This window comes from Endozoicomonas sp. ALB091 (assembly GCF_049310265.1).
GTDB lineage: Bacteria > Pseudomonadota > Gammaproteobacteria > Pseudomonadales > Endozoicomonadaceae > Endozoicomonas.
Window position 1 is genome coordinate 1,394,530 of record NZ_JBLYNQ010000008.1, and the last position, 23,674, is coordinate 1,418,203.

The window sequence follows — 23,674 nt, forward strand, 5'->3', positions numbered from 1 at the left end:
CTGTCTCTGGATGGAGTTGCAATGGCGCAAAGCCCTTTACTGACCAGCTTGATCTGGATTGCCAGGTTTCATGGGATCAGGGTCATTGCAGAAAGTGTACTGACGGGGTTGCCCGTTCAACCAGATAAGTTTCCAGAAGAATATCTGGAGCGGGCTGCCGTGAATGCAGGGCTTACGTTGTTTACCAGGTCGCTGGTATCCCATGGATCACTGGAAGAAAACTGTCCACCTTCGTGCCTTCCCTGTATTGTCTGGTTGGCACAGTCACCCATCGTTGTGGTGCAGATTACCAAAGAGTATGTTGAGTTCCGTCAACCGAAACTTGGGATGACCGCTGAGCGTCTGCATCCTGACGACTTTCTCCAGAGTATTGACAACCGCATTGTTTTTTTCAGTCGCGCCAGGTTTGAGGATGATCGTGATCCGGACTATCCACCGGACTGGCGAGATCACTGGTTCTGGGGTTCGTTACTGGAATGTCGTCGTATTTATCGGGAAGTGTTGTTAGCGTCTCTGCTGATCAATGTTTTTGCCCTTGCGGTGCCACTCTTTGTTCGTCTGATCTATGACCGGGTGATTCCCGGTATGGCACTGACCACGCTGAATACACTGACCATCGGTGTGGTGGTTGTTATCTCTTTCGAATTGATCTGCCGACAGCTGCGCACCCGGTTTATTGATATAGCTGCGAAAAAATGCGACCTGCTGATATCCAGTCAGCTGTTTGCCAAAATTATGGGAATCCGAATGTCGTTTATTCCTGCGGCCACAGGCTCATTTGCACGGCAAATTCAGGACTTTGAGGCTATTCGGGAGTTTATCACCTCCACTACGCTAACAGCCATGGTCGACTTACCATTTGCCATCCTGTTTCTGTTGGTTGTCGGGCTTATGGGTGGTCAGCTGGTGTGGATTCCCCTGCTGGTTATTGTTGTTATGTCGTTTGTCAGTGCAGCAGTTCAACCCCGGCTCCGTCAGAGTATTGAAGAGAGCGAACGACTTTCGGCACGAAAGCATGGGGATCTTGTGGAAAGTATTAACGGCCTTGAAAGCTTGCGGCTTGCCGGTGCACAGAGTCGTTTTCAGCAACGCTGGGAGCAGGCAACCGGGCATATGGCAACCTGGGGGCTTAAAACCCGGGCAATGACCGGCAATGTTACTGCGCTGGCAACCTGGCTGCAGCAATTGGCAACCGTTGCCATTGTTTATTTCGGCGTGATCTTCATCAGCTCTGGCACAATGAATATGGGCGCATTGATAGCCGTTATGATGCTTTCTGGCAGGGCGATAACGCCTTTTATGCAACTGGCCCTGTTGGGTACACGATATTACCAGGCTCGCAGTGCTTTTATGGTGATAAACCAGTTGATGCGAGCACCTGACGAGCAGAGTACGCAAATGGCCCATCGCCGGGTTAAAAAATTTCATGGGAATCTCAAGTTAAAACAGTTGTCGTTTTCTTACCCTGACAGTGTTATTCCTGCGCTTTCTAATGTATCCGTGTCCATCAACAGTGGTGAGAAAGTGGCTGTAGTAGGGCGCTCTGGCTCGGGCAAATCAACGCTTGCCCGTATTCTGGCGGCACTCTATCAACCCGACCATGGACAGGTATTTCTGGACAGTATTGCCCAGGGGGATATTCATCCGGCAACCCTGAGGGCGAAAATAGGCTTTCTGGCCCAGGATCCCTGGCTATTTCATGGTTCAGTGATGGATAACATCACAATGGGGGCTTCCAGTTTCTCCGGGGAAGATCTGCTGACCACTGCGAGAGACTGTGGTGTAACACTCTTCACCGGCGACTCTTTGGCTGCCCTGGAATACCCCGTGGGCGAAGGTGGACGACAACTCTCTGGTGGTCAACGGCGAGCCGTTGCATTGGCTCGTGCCATGCTGTCCAAACCGGATATCCTGATTCTTGATGAGCCCTCTGCTCATATGGATAGCCTGATGGATGCCCGGGTTCAGAAGACACTCAAGAGCTTACCGAACAATGTAACTCTGATTATCATCACCCATAGAAGCAGCCTGTTGTCTGTTGTTGATCGTGTCATTATGTTGGACGGCGGCAAACTGGTATCTGATCAGCCTGTCTATATCAGAGAACCGCAGGCATGAAAGCAAAATCATGGTCGGAATGGTTGCAGTTAACCGCCAGTAACCGGCAGCAGGCTCAGCTGATGGACATTACCGTTACTTCACGCTGGTTTATCTGGCTGATGGTTTTCTTTGTTGCTTCATTAATTGCCTGGAGTTGGCTGGCTATGATGGATGAGACCGTCACAGGCCATGGGCGAGTTATTCCTTCCAGTCGAGTTCAGGAGGTTCAGAGTCTGGATGGTGGAACCCTGAAATCTGTCCATGTCAGGGAAGGTGAGTTTGTCCATGCCGGGGATTTGCTCTTGCAGATTGATGAAACGCGCTATCAATCTTCCTTTCGGGTGAATGAATCTGAGCTGGAAAGCCTGCAGGGCTCTGTGGCCAGGCTGGAATCAGAATTAGCGGCACTGGCTGGGATGCTAAGTGGTTTATGGTCTGATGAACAACGTGACATCAACTTCCCGGAACACTTTCAAAAACATTTTCCTGAACAGGCACTGCAACAAAAAGCACTGATGAATGAACGAATGGCGGCACTGAACAGTCAGGTTACTATTCTCGACCAGCAAGTGATTCAGAAGCAGCATGAACTGAATGAGCTAAAGGAAAAAGTAAAAACGCTGACCAGAAGCTTGCAGCTTGCCAATGAGGAGTTATTACTGAAGAAACCGCTCACGGATGATGGCGTTATTACCCGCGTAGAGATTATTAACCTTGAGCGAAGGGCAAATGAACTTCAGGGGGATCTGACCAATGCCCGGTTGATGGTTGCTCGTCTTGAGTCTGCATTGGAGGAGGCCATCGGGCGTCGTAATGATCTGGTGATTCGTTACCGGGCAGACTTACAAAAAGAGCTGCAGGATACACGGGATCGTTCCGGCAAACTACTGGAGGGGCAGGCAGGCCTGGAAGATCGGGTTCGCAAGGCGGCGTTGTATGCACCAGTGGATGGGTTAGTCAAAACGGTAAAGGTACATACAGAAGGCAGTGTTATTCAACCAGGAAGCACTGTCGTTGAGATTGTACCGGCAGAAGACCCTCTTATTTTTGAAGCCCGCATTCAACCGGCGGATATTGCCTTCCTGCAGTCAGGGCAAATGGCTCTGATTAAGTTAACGGCTTATGAATTTGCCACATTCGGAAGTTTGAAAGGAACTGTGGATACGATCAGTGTTGACACGCTGGAGGATGAAAAAGGGCTGCCGTATTACCGGGTTCGAATAGTGCTGTCGGGTGATAATAGCTCCTTGCTGTTGATTCCTGGCATGACAGGGGTAACCGATATTGTGACGGGGAACAAAAGTGTGCTTGAGTATTTTATAAGGCCTTTGCTGAGAAGTTTTGGAATATAGAACAGAGATCAGTTCAGTCACTAACAAGAACGTTAGTTTTACTGACTTTTTTATCTTCAGATACAAAAAGGAACTAAACCCGTCTTTGGGACTCAAACTGTAATCAGTTCATGATTCAGGAGATGTAATCGGATGGAACCCTCTAATAATCACCCCGTTGACAGCTACTCTGCTGGCCCACAAACCCTGCCGGAAGATAGTCATGAGACATTGGGCGTCAATATCGTGGGTGGTGCCAGTAATTCTGGTGCAATGGATGATTCCGGAACTCTGCATGACAGGCAGGTTAAGGCTTTACCGCCTGCTGATAAAATTCAGAGTGTTATTACTCCCCCTGATCATGACATTGGCAACTTACGTACAGCGCTGATTAATCAGGCTATCGGTTTTTTATCCATTGTCAGTAAAGATATATCCGGTTTGCCGGCGGTAACGGGCGTATTTGTCAGGGCGTTTCGCCAGCCCATGGTTTCAGAAATGCAGTCTTCAGTAGCTCAGGTGCCAGCTCTCAGGGGTGAAGACTTTCTCAGTAGCTGGCAGATGGATGTCGTGGTAAGCCCCGGGCAATGCAAGGATTTAACCAGGTTAATGGGGCGTTTTTTGCATAAAGAGAAAAAAGAAGACGCTCGTGTTTCTTCTTTTTCTGAAACAGGGGTACTTCAGGAAGAGAAGTTTCATTATCTGTTCAATGGCGAAGAGTTCTTTTCAATCAGGTTATTAACGCTTGACGCCCCCGTAAACCTGAATATTGGAGATCACACCTATCAACCCTCTGAGGGAAAGCCTGTAACACTCAGAATATCCACTGAAGCCTGGGGCGCATGGCTGAATCAACAGTTTGCTGGTTTGGTTAATAATCCCTGTGCGTACAATATTATTGAGACCGAATTCCAATCCCAGGCAATAACCGATGAGGAAGCCTGGTGCCTTTGTCCTGCAATTCAGCAATGGATCTACTCACAACAGCCGGTTTATCTGCATCCAGAGGTTTACTATACCTATTGCACAGCCAATATGGCCCAACCCGTTTATCCGCCATTAGCAATTGCCTGGCAACCCGAATACTGTTCTGGTACTCCCCATGTTCCAACAGTGTCTTTTTCGCAACCATTTGAGATAAACGTACCAGGTGATCTTGAGGCCTCGGCTATAACATCGGTAATGCAGCCCGGTGAGCAGGGAGTAGTTGAAGATCAGCCTGGTGATTCGACACCGTCTTCTCCAGGTGAAACCGTAACACCTGTCGCACTTCGATCAGGTCCTGCACATTTGGTGTTGAACAACGGTAGCAGTCTAATAAAAGATACCGATGCCATTCAGGACCTTGGCTTTTCCCTGATTGCAGACATACTGTCATCCTTTGAATCGGCGGGAACCGGAATTGCACACCAGGGCTCGAAAGTTGAACAGTCTGAAGCAAATAATGAAAGCAACGGTGACAGCAAAAGCAGGGGAAGAAGGCAACGACGGGGAGTTAATGCGCCTGAACGAACAAAAAATGCCCGGAAAAAAGGCAGTGCAAAGGGGCTGCGTGCCAGAGGAAGTGATCGTTATGGATTTGCCGCAGCGATTCAGGCTTTAACCAAAGTCACTAACGTTGTCGCTGACGAACAGAGGGCACGGTTGGAGAAGTTGTCTATACCTGATGGGGTGATTAGCGGGTTAAACAACCTTATCAGTACTGAGAAAAGCGCTGAATTAGTGCGCCACCCTTTCAGGCGCAGTCCTTTCCTTGGCAGAGCCCAATGCTACTACGTCAAACAACCTGAAGAGGGCTTTAACTACAGCTATGAAGGGCTGGCTGGCATTATTGAAAAGATAGTTCATGAATTAGGTGACTCCCTGAAACAGAGTGAGTGTTCTGTGGCGAGCCAAAATGAAGTCAGGGCGATTATTGCGGCATTAATGCTTAAATATCTGGTCTATATGCCCAAAGAAAAAAATCAAATGAGTGCACTTCTGTTCAAATTAACAGACATGATTGAGCATGACAGCAGAATCATTGCGCACTATGAGGCGGGTAACGGTTCACCGATCCTGAAGTTGTTGCCGCAGACTTGTCTGGTGGTATTGACCTCAGTTGAATTGGAAAAAATAGCCCTTCCGGTAACCCTTCAGCAGCGGTTAGTCAGTACTCTTGCCACCATTATGTCTGCCTCTAATCATCATGGCTGCTACGATATTTCTGCATCAATTATTAGCTCGCTTCACCGACTACCACTTGATTTGCCCCTGCCAGGCTTGAATTGGCAGGAAGTTAATAACCTGGCAATACAGATACAGGAAACCTTTGGTTATTTGCACCAATTGATGGATTTTCCGGGGGCTTTGCGGGTAAACCGTCTCACAGTTGCCCGGGCAGTGATGGATTTGAGGGATGGATTACATGCACTCCAGAAAAAAGGTGAAGATAGCCGGAGCCTATCGTGGTTCTCACCGGCACCCGGGAAGCAAGACCGCATCGCCATGGCTGTTCGTTCCGCTGAGAAAATATTGGGCGACGATGAGCTGGCATTCAAGAAGGCATGTCGTGAGTTAGTCCTTGCTAAACGTAAGGCGCAGGAGGATATACGCAGCAAGCAACTTGAAGCGCGGATGAGAATGCAGCAAAAAGAGAGCCATCCGCCAGAAAAGCCTGGCCGGGACATTGAGCAAGCAGAGGAACAAAATGAGGAGCAAAATGAGAAACAGCGTTATTGTCTGGTGACCGCGCCCATCAGGGAGACGGCAGTCGATGCTATCAAGTTGGAACTCAGTCCATGGGAACAGGCATTGGCCGTTGCCGTATCGCTGTATAAAGATGGCCAGCTTGCTGAGGCTGAAGCCAGCAGGGCGTCTGCACTGAAAGCCTGTAAAGATAAGATTGATCGGGCCTGTGTATGGGCAGACTGTGGCAATGCTTTGCTGGAACCGTATCACGAGTTGCTTGCCCGGGTGGTCACGGTCACAGCAAAAGTCACTCCGGTTAAACATCTACTGGATCTTATTGCACAACATATTCCCGATGACGTGGTGAAAAAATCTGGCGATGCAAAAAACTGGCTGTCAGAAAACGAATATAAAATACCAAAAGAAGCGTCACTTTTATCATTAGCCATGAGCTTGCCATCACAAGATGAGATGAATTCATTACTTAAGGCACTCAGGTCGACTGTGGAGATGTATGAAAAGGCGGTAGAGTTGATGAATGATTGCTCTGTCTTGCAGTTGCGGGATACGGGGGATTTTATCTTGCATATTATGGAGAGTGATCTGAATAGCCTTTTTGATCAGCAGGATGACTTGCTCTCCATCAGAAGGGTGGTTGCCAGGGTCATGACTGCCCGCTCTGAACTTATGAAGAAACTCGGCTTTTATGGTCCTCGCTCCGGGTCCAGTGCCAGCACAGAAGCAGCCATCACTTATCAGAAGAGCGTTTATACTCAGCTGCGTGAGCGCCTGAGCAGGGAAGCAGCACAATTTGATGTTAATGAAGCGGATTTGACGAAATGGGGCAACTTAATGGAACGTATCGGTCAGTTGAGAATAAAGTCTTCTGAAGTGTAAATGCGTTTTAAAGATCTTTTATTGACATATTCGTGTATTCACTACGATGATATAACGTTAGACCTGCAATTTTCTCCCCCGGTTTTATCAACCAACAGTTCCTGATGAACGTTGAGAAAATTCATGCAATCCCTGGTATGGATTGCCACTGGTTTTTGGCTCTCAGCCCTGCGTATGGGTTGGCACGAGCAATAGAACAAGCAGCCTCCGGTACCGGTTGCCACTGTATAGTGATTACAATGTAAGGACTCCTTCATGCCTGTTATTACGCTTCCCGATGGCAGCAAACGTGAGTTTGCTGATGCAGTATCCGTAATGGAAGTCGCCCAGGACATCGGTCCGGGGCTGGCCAAGGCGACCCTCGCCGGCCGCGTCAATGGTGAACTGGTGGATGCCAGCGCCAAAATTGCCGAAGATTCTGATTTATCCATCATTACCACCCGTGATCAAGAGGGTGTGGATGTTATTCGTCACTCTACCGCGCACCTGCTGGCTATGGCCGTGCAGGACCTGTTTCCTGGTGCCCAGGTGACCATTGGGCCAGTGATTGAAAACGGCTTCTACTACGACTTCTCCTACGAGCGCGCTTTCAATATGGATGATTTGTCCAAAATTGAAAAACGCATGGAAGAGCTGGCCAAACAGGATCTCTCTATCGAGCGTGTGGTGATGAGCCGTGAAGAAGCCATCAGCGCCTTTAAAGCCATGGGCGAAGAGTACAAGGTTGAGATTATCAACGACCTGCCCGCCAGCGAAGAGATCTCTGTCTACCGCCAGGGTGAGTGGATGGACCTCTGCCGTGGCCCACACGTGCCTTCCACCGGTAAGTTGAAAGCGTTCAAACTGATGCGGGTGGCCGGTGCCTACTGGCGCGGTGATTCCAATAATGAAATGCTGACCCGCGTCTACGGTACTGCCTGGGAAGACAAGAAAGCCCTGAAGGCCTACCTGCACCGTCTGGAAGAAGCGGAAAAACGCGACCACCGCAAACTGGCCAAGAAGCTGGACCTGTTCCACATGCAGGAAGAAGCACCGGGAATGGTGTTCTGGCACCCTAACGGCTGGGTGATCTACCAGGAACTGGAACAGTACATGCGCAACAAACAGCGCCTGGCCGGTTATGAAGAGATCAAGACCCCCCAGCTGGTGGACCGCAGCCTGTGGGAGAAGTCCGGTCACTGGGATAAATACGCCGATGGCATGTTTACCACCAGCTCTGAAAACAAGGACATGGCTATTAAGCCCATGAACTGTCCCTGCCACGTGCAGGTCTTTAACCAGGGCCTGAAGAGCTACCGTGACCTGCCGCTGCGACTGGCTGAATTTGGTTCCTGCCACCGTAACGAACCTTCCGGTTCCCTGCACGGCCTGATGCGGGTGCGTGGCTTTGTCCAGGACGATGCCCATATTTTTGCCACGGAAGACCAGATTCAGTCAGAAGTCTGTGAGTTCATCGACTTCCTGCACAGTGTTTACGACGACTTCGGTTTTGCCCGTGAAAACCTGATTTACAAGCTGTCTACCCGCCCTGAAAAGCGCGTAGGTTCCGACGAAATCTGGGATAAAGCCGAAAAAGCCCTGGCTGAAGCCCTGGATGCCCAGCAGCTGCCATGGGATGAACTGCCCGGTGAAGGTGCTTTCTACGGACCGAAGATCGAATTTTCCCTGAAAGACTGTATTGGCCGGGTGTGGCAATGTGGCACCATTCAGGTGGATTTCTCCATGCCGGGTCGACTGGGAGCGGAATATGTGGACGAACACGGAGAGCGCAAAACGCCGGTTATGCTGCACCGCGCAACCCTGGGATCCTTCGAGCGCTTTATCGGTATTCTGATCGAGCATTATGAAGGTGCCATGCCGGTTTGGTTGGCTCCCATGCAGGCTGCTATCCTCAATATCACTGATCGTCAGGCCGATTACGCCAGAAAATTGGAAAAAAACCTCTCGGAACAGGGCATCAGGGCAAAAGCGGACTTGAGAAACGAGAAAATCGGCTTTAAAATCCGCGAGCATACTTTAATGAAGGTTCCTTATCTGCTGGTGATCGGTGATAAGGAAATGGAAGACAATACCGTGGCGGTCCGTACCCGCACCGGTGAGGATCTGGGCGTAATGTCCATCGAAGCGTTCCAGGAACGCCTGCAGGCAGATGTCCTCAAGCGTGGTCGCACTGCCTGAGGCTGTGCCGCTTTCCGATGCACTTCGAGAAAACTGTCCCGGGTTGCCTGATGGTCTGGCAACTCTTTAGTCCAAGAGGCTTTGCGGGACTTACTATGTTGCTTACACAGGAGATACAACCATCAGACGCAACAGCTTCCGTGATCGTCGCCCAGTAAAGGCTCCGATTAATGAAAATATCCGTGCAAAAGAGGTCCGCCTCATTGGGGCCGACGGAGAACAGGTCGGTGTAGTTGATATACAAGATGCGTTAAGCATGGCTGTGGAAGCGGGGCTGGATCTGGTTGAGATCAATGCGACCAGTGAGCCACCGGTCTGTAAGATCCTGGATTATGGTAAGCACCAGTACGAATCGAAAAAGCAGAAGGCTGCGGCCAAGAAAAAGCAGACTTTGATCCAGGTGAAAGAAATCAAGTTTCGCCCGGGTACCGAAGAAGGGGATTATCAGGTAAAACTGCGCAACCTGGTACGTTTCCTTACTGAGGGCAACAAGGCGAAGGTCTCCCTTCGTTTTCGTGGTCGTGAGATGGCTCACCAGGAGCTGGGCATGGAACTGATGAAACGGGTTGAAAAAGACCTGGAAGAAATCGGAACCGTTGAACAGCATCCGAAAATGGAAGGCCGTCAACTGATCATGGTGATTGCCCCTAAAAAGAAGAAGTAATTAAAAAAACGGCGTTTGGGTTTGGTGTCCGTTGAGGGTATCGGGTCTGGCCGTTTTTTTTAGTGCTTCGTGCCGGTTGATGGCTTCGGCTTTTGGCGGCAGTATTTTTAATTGTCCCGACGCTGGTTTCGCAGATCAGTGGTCGCGAATGCGGAGTGTTTTTCATGCCAAAGATGAAAACCAACAGTGGAGCCGCGAAGCGTTTCAAGAAAACCGCTTCCGGTTACAAGCGTAAAGGTGCCTTCAAGAGTCACATCCTGACCAAGATGACCACCAAGCGTAAGCGTCAGCTGCGTGGTACCTCACTGGTATCTCCGGCCGATCAGGGTCTCGTTAAGCGTATGCTGCGCGACTAATCGCTTTTTTGATCATTTTACAGGAGAGATAATTCATGGCACGTGTTAAGCGTGGCGTCATTGCGCGCCGTCGTCACAAGAAAGTTCTGAAGCAGGCTAAAGGTTATTACGGTGCACGTTCACGTGTATTCCGCGTAGCCAAGCAGGCAGTTACCAAAGCTGGTCAGTATGCTTACCGCGACCGTCGTCAGCGTAAGCGTCAGTTCCGCGCTCTGTGGATTGCCCGTATCAATGCCGGCGCTCGCATGAATGGCCTGTCTTACAGCCGTTTCATCGCAGGTATGAAGAAAGCGGCTATCGAAATCGACCGTAAGGTTCTGGCTGATCTGGCCGTTCACGACAAGGCGATTTTTGGCCAGCTGGTGGAAAAGGCGAAAGCTGCTCTGGCTTAAGTTTTTATACCGGTTTGTATGAGGGAGACCTGCTTTTGTGGGTCTCCTTTTTTTGTTTGTGATTCATTCAGACTCATTTCCTGTTGGCAGAGAATGAGGCCAGCATTTTTTCCCGAATTTTGCTAAAGTTACCTCTGGTTTTTAAGGTCGCTGATAAGAAGGACCTTGCTCCACCGTCGGATATGGATTCCGAAGTCATCTTTGGTAAGGACGCAAACAACGAAAAAGAAGCAAAGTATGTCAGCATTTTATCAAGAAACCGTGTTAACCGTGAAGCATTGGAATGATACTTTGTTCAGCTTCACCACCACCCGTGACTCATCGCTCAAATTTCATAATGGTCATTTTGTCATGCTGGGCCTTGAAGTGGATGGGAAGCCGTTGATGCGGGCATACAGTATCGCCAGTGCCAACTATGAGGAGCACCTGGAGTTCCTCAGTATCAAGGTGCCTGATGGGCCTCTGACTTCCAGACTTCAGCATTTACAGCCGGGGGATTCCGTGCTGGTCAGTCGCAAGCCGGTGGGCACCCTGGTGGTGGGTGATTTGAAGCCGGCCCAGAATCTGTTCCTGTTTGCCACCGGTACAGGTCTTGCGCCGTTTATGAGCATTATCAAAGACCCTGAAACCTATGAGCGGTTTGAGAAGGTCATACTTGTTCATGGTGTTCGTTACGTCAGTGAACTGGCTTATCATGACTACCTGCTGGATGAATTGCCTCACCATGAATACCTGGGAGAAGAGATTCGTCAGAAGCTGGTCTACTACCCAACCGTTACCCGTGAGCTGTTCAGAAATACCGGTCGACTGACAGATCTGATTACCAGTGGTCGGTTGTGCAATGACCTGGACCTGCCACCACTGAACCCACAAACCGATAAAGCCATGATCTGTGGCAGTCAGGCCATGCTCAATGATACCTGTGATATTCTCGATAACCTCGGCTTTACTGCATCGGCGCATACCGGAGATGTGGCTGATTATGTGATTGAGAGGGCTTTCGTTGAGAAATAATTGTCTGATAGTCATTTTGTCCGGTTAAAAATCCGATTGAGTCTGAAAGTGCCTGTCCTTAATGGTAAGGGCCTGTTGACGTTTCGTTGCGTGCTCAGCGGGACGCGCAGTCTGGCTCAGAAAGGCGTCATCTGCGCGAAAGACTTGTGCAGAGCGTAGTTATTCTACGCCAAGCAAGTCTGACAAAGCAGATGGCGCCTTTCTGAGCCACCCTTCGGGCGTATCAGGGTGCCCCTATGACTTCGTTGCAGCATTTTGAAAGGCAACCAGCCTTCCTCCAATGCTGCGCCTCGTCATAGGAGCGCCCTGATACGCTGAGCACGCAACGAAACGTCAACAGGCCCTGAAATAGCGGTTATCCAGACGGCTATTTTAAAAACCAAAGGATAGGCAGTAATCACACTGCCGCATTTCCCATCCGCTGTTTCCTGCCAATAAATTTCACATTACTTACAACAAGCTGTTATATCTATAGAGCTTAATTACAGAACTACACTAAGAGGGTCTAACTCGAACAAAGAACCGTCATATGGATCCCCAAATTTCACCTGAATGCACTTACGCTGCCTCCGGTTCACATGAACCCCTGCTACCTGAACAACAGTCTGACGATAAAACGACCACTGCATTCTATCCGAAGCGGGCATTGAAGCGGAGTAATGAAGAATGTTGCGTAAGAAAAACAAGCAGCCTGCTCAATCTAAAAGAGATAAAAGATACTCTTCATGCAAGACTTTGCCAGCGCTCAACCAGTAACCAAATGGTATGTGGGGTACGAATACCGTCATCACGACCTCAGCAGAAAGATATATCCCCCCTTCCTGTAGATATATCTATTGAACCAGTAACGCTTAATGATCAGCCCGGAACAACAGGGAAATCCCAAATAACCAAAGACAAAAAATCACAGCCTGAAAAGGAACTGGAAATCGGCAGCCTGAAAATAATAAATAGCCTTGAGGCAATCATAAAAGGAGAAGGCGTATGGGAAAAATTTACACATTCATTGATCAGATGCTGCGCTGACCTGGGTCAAGGGGAAGAAGATGAAGAGTGGCTTAATTATATGAGTGTGAAAATTCAGGCAATTGATGAAAACCCCCAAAAATACTGGAATTATTGCCCCAGAGCATTGCGCTCCATTATCCAGGAGATAATCTACACAACGTTAAAGACACTTCATCGCTATAAAGGATTAATGCCAGACGTAAATCCTGAGCATCTGGAAAGTTTGAATAATGGGATACAGCAGATGTTAAAGAAATATTACCAAAGGTTTGGTGAAGAATCGTTCTTTCAGATTTTAGATCCTGGCACATACATGAAAAGAACCTTGACTCATCCTTCGCAATACAGCGCCATACCTTGGTATCACTATGATGTTATTCCCAAAGCCCTGACCAGGCTACTCGCTCCAACCTCAGCAACGTTAGCATACCTTCCTGTTTTATGGTCACTGAAAAACGAAGTAAAGGCGATAGAAACAGTCCTTGGCTTTGATGCACAAGCCATACAGGAAATGGCCGGGAAAAAAGAACAACAACGGCTTCTTAAGTTGTTCACTCATCGTCCGCTGGGCGCACTCCTCTCGTCAGTCAACTCTATGGAAGGATTTTCAAACTTTGGTAACACCTGCTTTGCCGCCGTTTCGATCTGGCAAATTCTGGTTTCACGCTATATTTATTTACTTGCAGCTCCCTTACATCCACAGGCGGCTGAGGGTGCCCGCGATACTGCGCTAGATCAAAATGAAGGGTATATATCCCCGGGTCCGGGAAAAAAAGCAATTCCACTGAAAAAACTCACTCCTGAATTATGCCTGACATTGATCAAAAAGGCGTCAGACATAAAAGTAAAAAAACAGCTGTTAACTAATGCGCTCAGAAAGTGTCTGGTCACTTTGGAAAACCAGCATTTAAAAAAACAGTACTCGAAAATGCAAAAAACCTATGAGCTGTTGTTAACGTTATGCTCTGCTTGTGCTTCTGATAATATTTTCATGGGCTTTGAAAATTTCCATGAAAATTATGCAGAGTATATAACTACCCGACTCCTGCTGCAGGCAGAAAACAAAAAAAACACAGAGAGTTTGTTCTCTCAAGAACTTGACCAGAATAATGAACTACCGGTTTTACCCCTGAACAAATTACCACCCCAGGATTCAGCTGAGTTTTTAGCACCACTGTTAAAATTGGTTATCCCCGCAGAGCAGCTGAAAAAATGTGCATTCAGGGTTTTAACTGAACGGCAGATTATGAGGGACTCCGATATATTAATGATCACTGATGACCCACGGACAACTCCCGTGAACACCTCCGGAGTCTCTCAGATAGAAGATATAGTTCAACCGGACACGTTGATTTATTCCGTCTCGGTTTCTCCTGAGCAGGCTGAAAGAGATGATTTATCCATTCAAATGCTTCTGGATGATGCGCTTTCCCTGAAAGGTATACCTGACAATGAGCACCAGAAAATAACCATAAATTGTAATAATTTCAGGCATGCAATCAATAACCTCCCGGATCCTCTTTCCAGGGCAAAAGAAACGGGCACAGGAGACCTCCTGTGGGATGTTCTTCAAGAGCGGCAGGTACTATTGGTGGAAGATGTTCCGGAGGTGATCACTGTTCAGCTAAAGATGCTCTCCGATCCATGTGACCGGGCAAAATTTGCTGAAAAATTAGCCCATGATGTCACTCAGGATTTTCAGTTAACCTGCAGAAAAGCCAGCCCTGACGCCTCTCTTCCGCCAGAAGACGTTATCCAAAGCTACAGGATTGTGGCCAAAGTGTTTTATGTTGAGGACAGAGATGTAAGAACACGTCACTACCGGTGTTTGATAAATGGCAGGGACCGATTACCAGAGAATGATGAACAACCGGTGATTGATAAAGTTGTTATGGATGATCAAAGGGTATTCGTCGCACCGCAAAATCAGGAAGACTTATATCAGCTCGGTATTCTCTGTATGTTTACCGCTGAAAAAATCCGCTGTGGCTAAGTAGTTAACCAAATGAAAGCATGTGCCAGCTGCACAACTGGTACCTACATTCCTATAACAATTTCGCAGAACTGGATAAACGTAAAGAGCGAAAGGTTTTAAAACTGGGGGGACAAAGTCGTACAAGCTTTCTGACAGGTCAAAAAAAACACATAATCTCATTTTCAACTATTCTTAAGCATCATTAAGAACAATGACTAAGTATTTTAATCAGGCTAAGTTCCGGGTGATGAATGGACTGGATATAAATGGAACTTTATTGCTTACCTCACTGTTCTTAATGTAGACGACAGTATCAATCCGGAATAGCTTGTCAACAACATTAAAATCTAACTGCTTGTATTGAGGATGTAGATTATGTCAGTTTCATATCACTCGATATGTCAAGCCGATAAACACAATTGTACAGTTTGTCTGAGCACTGTTATACCTTACAGTTTGCCTGTTGAACCAAAAAACATTCACTCTTGGCAAGAAAAAGACGTGTTTATCTTAGCTAAATGCAAACACCTGATGCACATGGATTGTTTTCAGAATTGGCAAGAGCACTGCAAGGATCTGTCAAAACGTGACCCGAGCCTTCCGTTAGTAACTTGTTGTCCTACCTGTAAAACGGAAGTTAGGAAGGAGCCGGAGAACAGGATGGTCTATAGTCTTCTTTGCTTGGACCACTACTGTGATAAAGCCGAAACTCAGGATCCAAAACCTTCGTTTCTGGAAACACCTGTGCAAATAACCCCCCAGAGTTTGGATGCCGTGAGGCCTTCTATGGACAAGGCGTTAAGTGCAAACAACTTTTCCGCAATGTGGCAACTGAAAAGCCGATACGGGATCACACTCAGTGCAGCTCAATTAAAAGAGCTTTTGTGGCAATCACTACCACCATCTTTCCATTGGTATGTAGCACCCTCTGCCCATAATAAAATTCGAATGGCGCTGGATTTAATGACCCATGATGATGCCTCTAAATGGGTTGTTTGTGATTTTCTGAAGGAAGTGTTACAGAAAAAAGGCCAGTCGGAGACGACGGTCAACCTGCTGGTAGGCTCAAAAATGCTTAGTGAAAATGCACTAAAAGAGACTCTGAATTACTTTATTTCAAGAGGCAGATTTCATGATGCAAAAGCCATTAAAGAACAATATAGTGTCTCTATTAATAGTTCGAAATTGGAGGACGAACTGGTTAAAGCTTATGAATCAGGAAAAAGTACCTGCGATCTGGAACGTATCTTGAGCCTATACGATAAAGATAACGAGTATTGCATAGTGACCCTGCGTGAAATTTTAAAAACCGTTGCGACGCAGCCGCAGGATTACTCTCCGGAGCTTCTTGGTCAGAATCGTAGCAATTTTTTTGACAATTATATGAAGTTTATCAACGCGCTGCTGAGCCATGGTGTCAAGGAACAAATGGCTGTTGATGCCGCAATGGCAAAAGCCGTCAGTACTCTTGCTCACAAAGGCTTGAAATGGGCTTACGAATTGAAGACCAGCTACCAGGCAAAGATGGATCCTGCGAAGCTCAGAGTGGCGATGGATAAGGCAGTAGATCTGAACAAACTTTTCCTGCTTGAACTGATAACCCCTTTGTTTGCCAATGGTAAAGATGCCGAGGAGGCGATTATCGGGTCTCTGGAAAGGCTGGCAAGCAAACCCGATCAGTATTTTGGTGATTATCGTGATGCAAAAGAAACCTTGAAAAAACAACTGGAAAAGTTCGATTGTTGGAGTCTGAAAGCTGTCAACACACTCATTAAAAGAGCTGTTGAGAACAATGATTTTTACTGGGCTGAGGAGCTGAACAGAAAATATAATGCCTATCTGGACCCTGAGACACTTAAAAATCATATTCTGAAAGAGGCCGAATATGTAAAAAGAAGAGGACACACCCAACCTGATTATCTTGCCGATTTGATCGCCCCCTTAAAATTAATCGAGCATGATAATCCCGGTTTGCCCAATGCCATTCAAGCGGCTGTTGACCAAATATGTACAATGGAGAGTTTTCCCTTGCAGCAACGTGTCGTCAATGAGCTGATAAAATTCTCGGACAACCTCCCGGGTTAAATTTTGATATGTAATGGTTTAAAAATGGCAGGAATCATGAGCTGTTCCTGCCATATTTAAGTCCCATCTAATAGAAAACTAATATTTATTTTGAGGAAAATACCTTTTAGACTTTTGAATGCATTCTTGTCAACAGCATAGAAAACTGGCTTCAAAAACTGAGGATGTAGATTATGTCAGTTTCATACCTCTCGATATGTCATGCCAGAAAACATGAGTGCTCAGTATGTCTGAACTCCATTACTGATTACCAGCATGCTGATGAAGTACCCAGTCATTCCTGGCGACATAAATATGTATTTATCTTATCGGGATGTAAGCACCTGATGCACAGGGAATGTTCTGATAACTGGGACAGACACTGCCGGGATCTGTCTGATCGAGACCCGAGCCTGCCGTCCGTTCCTACTTGTCCTGCCTGTAAAACGGTAATATCTGATGGTAATCTGGCGAAAAACAAGCTGAATTCTGACTTGCCTCTGGATTGTGAAAAAGCCGAAACCGAGGACCCACAACCATCATTCCTGGAAACACCTGTGAATACTGCCCCCCTGACCCTGGATGCCGTGAGGGTGCTTATGGACGAGGCGGTAAGAAGAAATAACTTTCCTGCAATGTGGCAACTGAAAAGCCGATATGGAATCACACTCAGTGCCGCTCAATTTAAGGACGTTTTATGGCAGATACTGCCACAAACTTTCCATGCGTTTGTAATACCCTCTGCTGAAAATAAAATTCGGATGGCGCTGGATTTAATGACCCATGATGATGCCTCTGAAAGGCTGGTTTCTGATTTTTTGCAGGAAGTATTGAAGAAAAAAGGCTGTCCGGGGGATGTGGTCAACCGACTGGCTGAATCAAAAATACTCAGTGAAAACGTGCAGAAAGAGGCGTTTGACTTCTTTGTTTCAATAGGCAGGTTCGATTATGCACAAGCCATGAAAGAGCAATATGGCATCTCTCTTAATGGTGTGCAATTAAAGGAACAACTGTTTAAAACTTATGAGGCCAAAAAAAACTATCAGTTGCAGCGTATCTTGAGTTTATACGATAAAGATAACAAGTCTTGCCAAGAGATCCTGCGTGAAGTTTTAAAAACCGTTGCGATGCAGCCACAGGATTACTCTCCGAAGCTTTTTGATCGGAGCTATGGCAATTTTTTTGACAATTATATGAGATTTATCAACACGCTGCTGAGTCACGGTGTCAGGGATCAAACTGCCGTCAATGCCGCAATGACGAAAGCCGTCAGTACCCTAGGTTCTCAGGGTTTAGAGTGGGCAGGCCAGTTGAAGACCAATTACCAGGCAACGATAGATTCCGGGAAGCTCGAAGTGGTGATAGACAGAGCACTTGATGAACGCCAGTTTTTTCTGCTTGAACTGATCTTCCCTTTGTTTGCCAGTGATGACTCTGACACGGCGAATAGCAGGCTTCTGGAAAAGCTGGCAAGCAAGCTTGATCCGCGTTTTTACTACATTTATCGTATGGCCAAAAACGCCTGTAAACAACGGCTGGCAAGCAGCGGTTGTACGAGCCAAAAGGCTATCGATACACTCATAAAAAAAGCGATTGAGAATAAAGATATTCCCTGGGCCAGTGAGCTGAACAGCAAATACAATGCTTATCTGGACACAAAGATGTTTAACCATCATATTTTGGATCAGGTCGGTGATTTAAAAAGATGTAAACACACTGATCCTTGCTTTCTTGATGATTTGATCACCTCCTTACGCTTTGTCAAAACCGATAATCCCGATTTGCCCGGTACCATTGAAAGGATGGTTGAACGCATACGCAAGATGGAGAAATTTCCGTTGCAGCAAAATGTTGTCGATAAGCTGAGGAGCTTTTTAGAAGACATTCAAACTCCATTGATGGTAAACAATTAAAACACGGTATTTGTCACTGCTTCAAAGGCACGTTTGGTTTACTATTGAAGGGATCAAGAACTGATGGGAAATCAGGCTGACCTTGCCCGGTTGATGACCCTTGAGCAGGGCAAACCCCTGGCTGAATCAATGGCTGAGGCTTTGGAATATGGCACGGTGGGCATCAATGAAGGCATTATTTCCACAGAGCTGGCACCTTTCGGTGGAGTTAAACGGTCTGGGTTTGGTCGGGAAGGTGGACAGGAAGGTATGGAAGAGTACCTGGAAACCAAGTACCTCTGTTTTGGGGGGATTAATTAATATCCGGGTTAAGAAATGAAACTAAACCATAATTTTTTTGTCAGTACTTTATTTAAACGATAAAGTACGGATCCGCCCTATGAATGGAATTGAATCTCCATTGCCCCCTTTTTATCCTCCTCCCGGGTTTAATCTGGAAAACGTCAAAAATGGTGGTATTTTTTCCTGGGCATTCTGGAACACTCTCTATGCCATTGCTACCCCGGTCAAGACAACGTTTTATGTGGGCTCATTAGCATGGAATAAATTATCCAAAAAGCCTGTTTCCAGTCGTAACGTCAAGCCAGAGAGAGTAGATCTTCAGGTAAATCCAGGTCCGGCCAGGCAGGACCAAATCCAGACAAGGCAGGTTAGAGACGTATCTAATAGGAAGCGGCGCTCTCAACAACCATTGCAAAAAAAGAAAATCGAGCAAGCTGGTCTTGATCACCAGCTTGAGCCTCCTTTGAAAAAACGTCGTATCCACACAGCTGATCCTGACCAGCAAAACCGCCTGGCGATCATTCAAAATGCCGTGGCCAGGCTGGATACGCCTTTAAGGTCCAATTTTAAGAAAAAGATGGATCGGCTTCAAAAGGAGCTGTCACGCGTTGAAAATTCTGAATCCTCGCGGCCGGTCTTGCAAGAAGTTGTCAGAAGCCTGATTCATGATTGTGTCTATCCTGGCAATCTATCGGTGTTGCAAGTACTGGCTGATGAGGGTGTGGGTGTGGTGAAAGAGCTCGGGTTCTATAAATTCGACCCGAGGGTTCCTCCATTGTTACTGAGGCAGGTGCTGGACAACAGTGACGATGAGGCTGTGATGGCGTTTCTGGACATAAATGCCGTAAGAATGATATACATGGCTGATTCTACCAGTACGCAAACGGTGGAAAAATATTTAACTCACGCTGAGATCAAGGAGGCCGTTCACAGTTTTAACAACAGCCCGGAATTCTATAATAGCTATTTTCCATTAAGCAACAATCCCAATCTGCTATTTTCCCAATGTGCTGCACACTATCTGATAACCGGACTTTTTGCGGTGTTGGGTAACACATTGAGCGACTCCCGGACTGAACAGGATATCAGTCAATCCATCATAACGGATCTCAACTCAGAACGTTTTATAGCAAATCTTTATCAGCTTGAGGTTAACGCTTCACGATATCAACAGCTGATCAAAGAAGAATTGCACCACATGGACGCCGCACAGCGAGAACGATTATTTTTGTGCACCTTTATTCTGGGTCAGAAGCAGATGTTCGGTCTGCTGAAGGAGACGTTGGCAGACTCCTGGCAGGCCATTCTCAATCAGAGATTTAATCAGGGAGCAAACATACTGCACGTTCTGGCTACAGCACTGCCTGACTATTGTGAAGGAGTACACTTTACCTTTCTCAACCGTTATGTGGTCGCCTATGATGACCTGTTCCAGTTGCTGCCCGCCAGAGATCTGGCGAATATGAAGGACGACAGTGGTGCTACTCCCTTGATGCGATTGTATCATCACCACCCGTATCAGGTATCTGACTTACCACTGATCTCACCGGACCAGAACCTTGTCAGAAGTCGGCGCAATAGCCTGCTAAAGCTAACCTCCGGGGAGAGCCTTATTGACTGCATACAAAGCCTGATTGCATTTGGTCACCCAATGAGTGTCGCCTGGTTCAGTGAGTATCTGTACCTTTTTAAGCACCTCTACTACCAACGACCATCCCTGACATTCACTCCGACAGCCTTTCCCATTGGTTCGCCTTTGCCCGAGAGATGCGAGAAGGCAAATTTCCACCACACTCTGGAATCAACGAACGATTTTTTTCAGCGTGTTATCAGCTTTTTGGCAAGTAACACCGATATTTTTTGGAATTTGCAAGCTGAGCTGGAATTAACAATGCTTGTACAGGACTCAGAGCTACCGATTGAATATCTTGCTCAAGTGATCAGAGTTATGATACCGGACATGCAGTACTGTCTCCTTGAGTATCTGACCAGAACACGGGCCGACAGGAAGTCAATGTTTATTAAACGGGGCAGTGCCGATACACCTGAGGAGTCTTACTATCCCTGGCATCTCATTGGTCTTGCACTCGGGGCTGACAGTATCCCAGCGCCCAGGGTGGCTTGCAGCGTCGGCTTTTTGCGTGTAGTTGAAAATTTTGCTGCCAGGCATACGGAAAAAAACATTCCCAGGCTTCCTGAACCCTGGGAAAAACCGTTCTTTGCCAATAGCCACATAACGGTTTACGGGCGCAGCCTGGCTTTTCCCTGTGCAGCAACGCCAAACGGTTATCGGCGTTATAAGTTCCTGAAACAGTTGCCCGGTGGCAGAGAGCCCTGGGGAGATTTTATTCGAGAGCAACCACACCTTGAGTTTTTTCGCCGGCATAAAGCGGAGCTGGGACTGGAAAGTGCACTGCTTAAACCCATGGGAATCTTTCGCCTGACCGATGCCCTGAGTAAGTTGCAGCGGGCCGGTGTTCCTGAGTCAACCCTGGCAATGATTGCGTTTGAACCCGACAACTCCGCTTTTCTCCAGGTATTTGATGACGAAGAAAACAGCGCGCTCTATCACCATTATCCCTACGAGACTGAAGGTGTTGCTGGCCTCGGTGTTGAGGCATCACTCGCTGGGCTCGGACTGTTTGCCAGAGATGCCGGCCGCCTGTGGCGGCAAAACTTGCAGGCACCGGATGCATTATCCATGTTTCATGACACGGTTGAAGGCAGAGCCTGGTCACCGACCCCTTTTTTTAGCAAGCAGCGCTGTCCCGGCAACATGGGCGAGTGGCATCAGGATTATCCAAATATCGCACCAGCCCCCGTAGGAATGAGAGACTGGGCTGATATACGTTCCTTTAATGAACACACCATCGACCTCTTCGTTACCAGGTGTCACGTTGATGTAACCAGTGCCGAGAGTCAGCAACTGCTCAGAATCTCTGAACTCGGGAAAACTTTTTACGGGCTGGCGATCAACTGGCTGAGAGTTCGCCACGACACTGGCCAACTGGATTACACCAATTCAGAGCAGATGAATCAGTTGGCCGGGGAGTTGGTTGCAATTGCCGCAGACTTGTTCGGCACCGCTTTTGGCATGCAACCGGAAGCAATGAAGGAGATAATTCACCAGAAACTACCGGCAGAAACACTGAGAAGGGCAGCACTTGAGTGTGGTTACTGGTGTGACCCTGACGTCCGCTATGTGCAGGACATCAGGAAAAAGCGCTTCCCCAGGTCAGTCTACCCCGATTATACGCATAAAGACTTTATCAAGATGAACCTGACGCCGACTCCCAACAACCTTACCCGTAAGGGTATATGGCGTTCATCAGGAGCGAAATCGCCAAACCTTGGTGCGAACAGCGCGCCCCTCCCTCTGGTTCATCTGGATTCTTTATTCTGGTTTGCCATACTGACAGGTTGGCGATATCACTAGTAATCTTTAACCGTTGGTCAGGTTCTATTTTGCCCTAATAAACTAATCACTGTTCCATAGCCATAAACAGCTTTTTCTATATTGGCACCCCTGGAAATCAGTTTCTCGACAAACGAAAAGTATGTTGAATCGGCTTTTGGTAGCATGGCAATATGGCATAAAGCGGTCATGCCCAGTGAGTCCTGAGCATTAACGTCGAGTTGAGGACAATTTAATAAAGATTCAATGACTGGTTTGTAGGGGTTGCAATAATCACCGGATTCATTCTCATCAAGATATTTGCTGTAGCAATCAATGGCTATTTGAAGGGGTGTTTTATTTTCCAGACCAAGCGCATTGACATCTTGCTTTTTTATTAAAAAGTCGATAATCCATTGACTTCTTTGTTTAATGGAATAAATCAGTGGTGTTTCTCCACTAATACGCAGTTCATTGATATTGAAGTCTGCACGATTCGTCAATGCTTCCAGTAGTGCTTGTTCATTGTATTTGATAAGTGTCTTTAACAGGTTTTCTTTCAGGCTAATGCTTTGAAGTGTTTCTAACCTTAATTGTATCTTTTTACGAAGCTGGCATCGCTGTGCAACTCCTGGGATTTCATGTTTGCTTTCATTTAGCCTGGAAATTAATGTAATTAACCGGTAAACAGACATACCAAAAACCTCATTTTTTAGAAGTGAGAGTTTCGGTGTATTATTTAAGCTCCACACATCATATATCACCATGGCAAGTCGTGGTCCTTTGCTTAAGATACATGAGAAGAGTTCACAATGTCTGATACTTTTGTCGGGGTGAAAATATTTCGATAATATATTCAATATGTGGGTTGAATTGTAAACATCCAAATCATGATCCATTTTTAATAAACCGGTTAACAGAAATCTGAATGCTATTTTTTCATTATGAGTTATATCACGTCTATCATTGTGCCTGGCAATAATGGATTCCATGAACTTCCCGATATCTGATAATGTTTTGAAGGGGCCTGTATCCCAGAGGGACATTTGTATATCTATTGAATGAATTTTGTTAATGTTTTTACAGAACTCCAGGGCATGGCTATTTAGTTTCTCAAGAAAGTAATCGGTTTGAGCCAGAATTGGCAATACATGGATCAGTTCAATATTCCTCTGATTAATGGGAATGCTGTGATTATCTTCACTGAAGCGGGTAGGGCTTTGCTGGTAAATTTTCAGCATTTCATGTTTTAAATTAGGCGGCAGTGCGTTTCCGGTGCTTTCCTGAAAAACAACATTATGATCAGTGCTAAACAGGTAATTGGTAATATGATTACTTTGCGGGATATTCATGACTGCTTCCTTACCGTGAAGCCTGTGTTTATAGAACTGAAAAAGGGCGCTAAATGTTCAATAACGGAGTTCCACCATTTCATT

13 protein-coding genes and 1 pseudogene are annotated in these 23,674 nt (G+C 46.8%); 13 read left to right on the plus strand and 1 reads right to left on the minus strand.

Annotated features, from left to right (window positions below):
• Positions 1-21: 21 nt before the first annotated feature.
• The 13 genes and pseudogenes from ACO6UX_RS22375 (at position 22) to ACO6UX_RS22435 (ending at position 22,280) form a co-directional block, all read left to right on the plus strand.
• A complete protein-coding gene (locus ACO6UX_RS22375) occupies positions 22-2,118 on the plus strand; it encodes a type I secretion system permease/ATPase (RefSeq protein WP_422450500.1) in 2,097 nt (698 codons plus the stop codon).
• Positions 2,115-3,452, plus strand: a complete 1,338-nt coding sequence (locus tag ACO6UX_RS22380; protein ID WP_422450501.1) for an HlyD family type I secretion periplasmic adaptor subunit — start codon at positions 2,115-2,117, stop codon at positions 3,450-3,452. The genes ACO6UX_RS22375 and ACO6UX_RS22380 overlap by 4 nt, the downstream gene beginning before the upstream one ends.
• Positions 3,453-3,584: 132 nt before the next feature.
• Positions 3,585-6,998, plus strand: coding sequence for a hypothetical protein (locus ACO6UX_RS22385; protein ID WP_422450502.1), 3,414 nt, complete (start codon positions 3,585-3,587; stop codon positions 6,996-6,998).
• 255 nt (positions 6,999-7,253) lie between these two features.
• Positions 7,254-9,176, plus strand: a complete 1,923-nt coding sequence (gene thrS, locus ACO6UX_RS22390) for a threonine--tRNA ligase (protein WP_422450503.1) — start codon at positions 7,254-7,256, stop codon at positions 9,174-9,176.
• A 121-nt stretch (positions 9,177-9,297) separates the two neighbouring features.
• Complete coding sequence (gene infC, locus ACO6UX_RS22395; protein WP_257284275.1) at positions 9,298-9,840, plus strand: translation initiation factor IF-3; 543 nt, start codon at positions 9,298-9,300, stop codon at positions 9,838-9,840.
• A gap of 164 nt (positions 9,841-10,004) precedes the next feature.
• The gene (rpmI, locus tag ACO6UX_RS22400) at positions 10,005-10,196 is read left to right on the plus strand and encodes a 50S ribosomal protein L35 (RefSeq protein WP_066018013.1); all 192 of its coding nucleotides are present in this window, start codon (positions 10,005-10,007) and stop codon (positions 10,194-10,196) included.
• Between the two features lie 35 nt (positions 10,197-10,231).
• Positions 10,232-10,588, plus strand: a complete 357-nt coding sequence (rplT, locus tag ACO6UX_RS22405; protein ID WP_066018014.1) for a 50S ribosomal protein L20 — start codon at positions 10,232-10,234, stop codon at positions 10,586-10,588.
• A gap of 237 nt (positions 10,589-10,825) precedes the next feature.
• The gene (locus ACO6UX_RS22410; RefSeq protein WP_422450504.1) at positions 10,826-11,602 is read left to right on the plus strand and encodes a ferredoxin--NADP reductase; all 777 of its coding nucleotides are present in this window, start codon (positions 10,826-10,828) and stop codon (positions 11,600-11,602) included.
• Positions 11,603-12,131: 529 nt separating this feature from the next.
• A complete protein-coding gene (locus tag ACO6UX_RS22415; protein ID WP_422450505.1) occupies positions 12,132-14,603 on the plus strand; it encodes a hypothetical protein in 2,472 nt (823 codons plus the stop codon).
• Positions 14,604-15,245: 642 nt separating this feature from the next.
• On the plus strand, positions 15,246-16,670 hold the full coding sequence (locus tag ACO6UX_RS22420; protein WP_422450506.1) for a hypothetical protein: 1,425 nt from the start codon (positions 15,246-15,248) through the stop codon (positions 16,668-16,670).
• An 809-nt stretch (positions 16,671-17,479) separates the two neighbouring features.
• A complete protein-coding gene (locus ACO6UX_RS22425; RefSeq protein WP_422450507.1) occupies positions 17,480-18,562 on the plus strand; it encodes a hypothetical protein in 1,083 nt (360 codons plus the stop codon).
• Between the two features lie 129 nt (positions 18,563-18,691).
• A pseudogene (locus ACO6UX_RS22430) lies at positions 18,692-18,862 on the plus strand (aldehyde dehydrogenase family protein); the annotation flags it as partial.
• A 79-nt stretch (positions 18,863-18,941) separates the two neighbouring features.
• On the plus strand, positions 18,942-22,280 hold the full coding sequence (locus ACO6UX_RS22435) for a hypothetical protein (RefSeq protein ID WP_422450508.1): 3,339 nt from the start codon (positions 18,942-18,944) through the stop codon (positions 22,278-22,280).
• Between the two features lie 17 nt (positions 22,281-22,297).
• On the opposite strand, the gene ACO6UX_RS22440 is transcribed toward ACO6UX_RS22435, so the two are convergent.
• Complete coding sequence (locus tag ACO6UX_RS22440) at positions 22,298-23,590, minus strand: hypothetical protein (RefSeq protein ID WP_422450509.1); 1,293 nt, start codon at positions 23,588-23,590, stop codon at positions 22,298-22,300.
• Positions 23,591-23,674 lie beyond the last annotated feature (84 nt).

What these genes read in the sequence shown, in the direction of transcription:
- ACO6UX_RS22375 (WP_422450500.1), top strand. Translation starts at nt 22, where the DNA reads ATGGCGCAAAGCCCTTTACTGACCAGCTTGATCTGGATTGCCAGGTTT.
- ACO6UX_RS22380 (WP_422450501.1), top strand. Translation starts at nt 2,115, where the DNA reads ATGAAAGCAAAATCATGGTCGGAATGGTTGCAGTTAACCGCCAGTAAC.
- ACO6UX_RS22385 (WP_422450502.1), top strand. Translation starts at nt 3,585, where the DNA reads ATGGAACCCTCTAATAATCACCCCGTTGACAGCTACTCTGCTGGCCCA.
- thrS (WP_422450503.1), top strand. Translation starts at nt 7,254, where the DNA reads ATGCCTGTTATTACGCTTCCCGATGGCAGCAAACGTGAGTTTGCTGAT.
- rpmI (WP_066018013.1), top strand. Translation starts at nt 10,005, where the DNA reads ATGCCAAAGATGAAAACCAACAGTGGAGCCGCGAAGCGTTTCAAGAAA.
- rplT (WP_066018014.1), top strand. Translation starts at nt 10,232, where the DNA reads ATGGCACGTGTTAAGCGTGGCGTCATTGCGCGCCGTCGTCACAAGAAA.
- ACO6UX_RS22410 (WP_422450504.1), top strand. Translation starts at nt 10,826, where the DNA reads ATGTCAGCATTTTATCAAGAAACCGTGTTAACCGTGAAGCATTGGAAT.
- ACO6UX_RS22415 (WP_422450505.1), top strand. Translation starts at nt 12,132, where the DNA reads ATGGATCCCCAAATTTCACCTGAATGCACTTACGCTGCCTCCGGTTCA.
- ACO6UX_RS22420 (WP_422450506.1), top strand. Translation starts at nt 15,246, where the DNA reads ATGGTCTATAGTCTTCTTTGCTTGGACCACTACTGTGATAAAGCCGAA.
- ACO6UX_RS22435 (WP_422450508.1), top strand. Translation starts at nt 18,942, where the DNA reads ATGAATGGAATTGAATCTCCATTGCCCCCTTTTTATCCTCCTCCCGGG.
- ACO6UX_RS22440 (WP_422450509.1), bottom strand. Translation starts at nt 23,590, where the DNA reads ATGAATATCCCGCAAAGTAATCATATTACCAATTACCTGTTTAGCACT.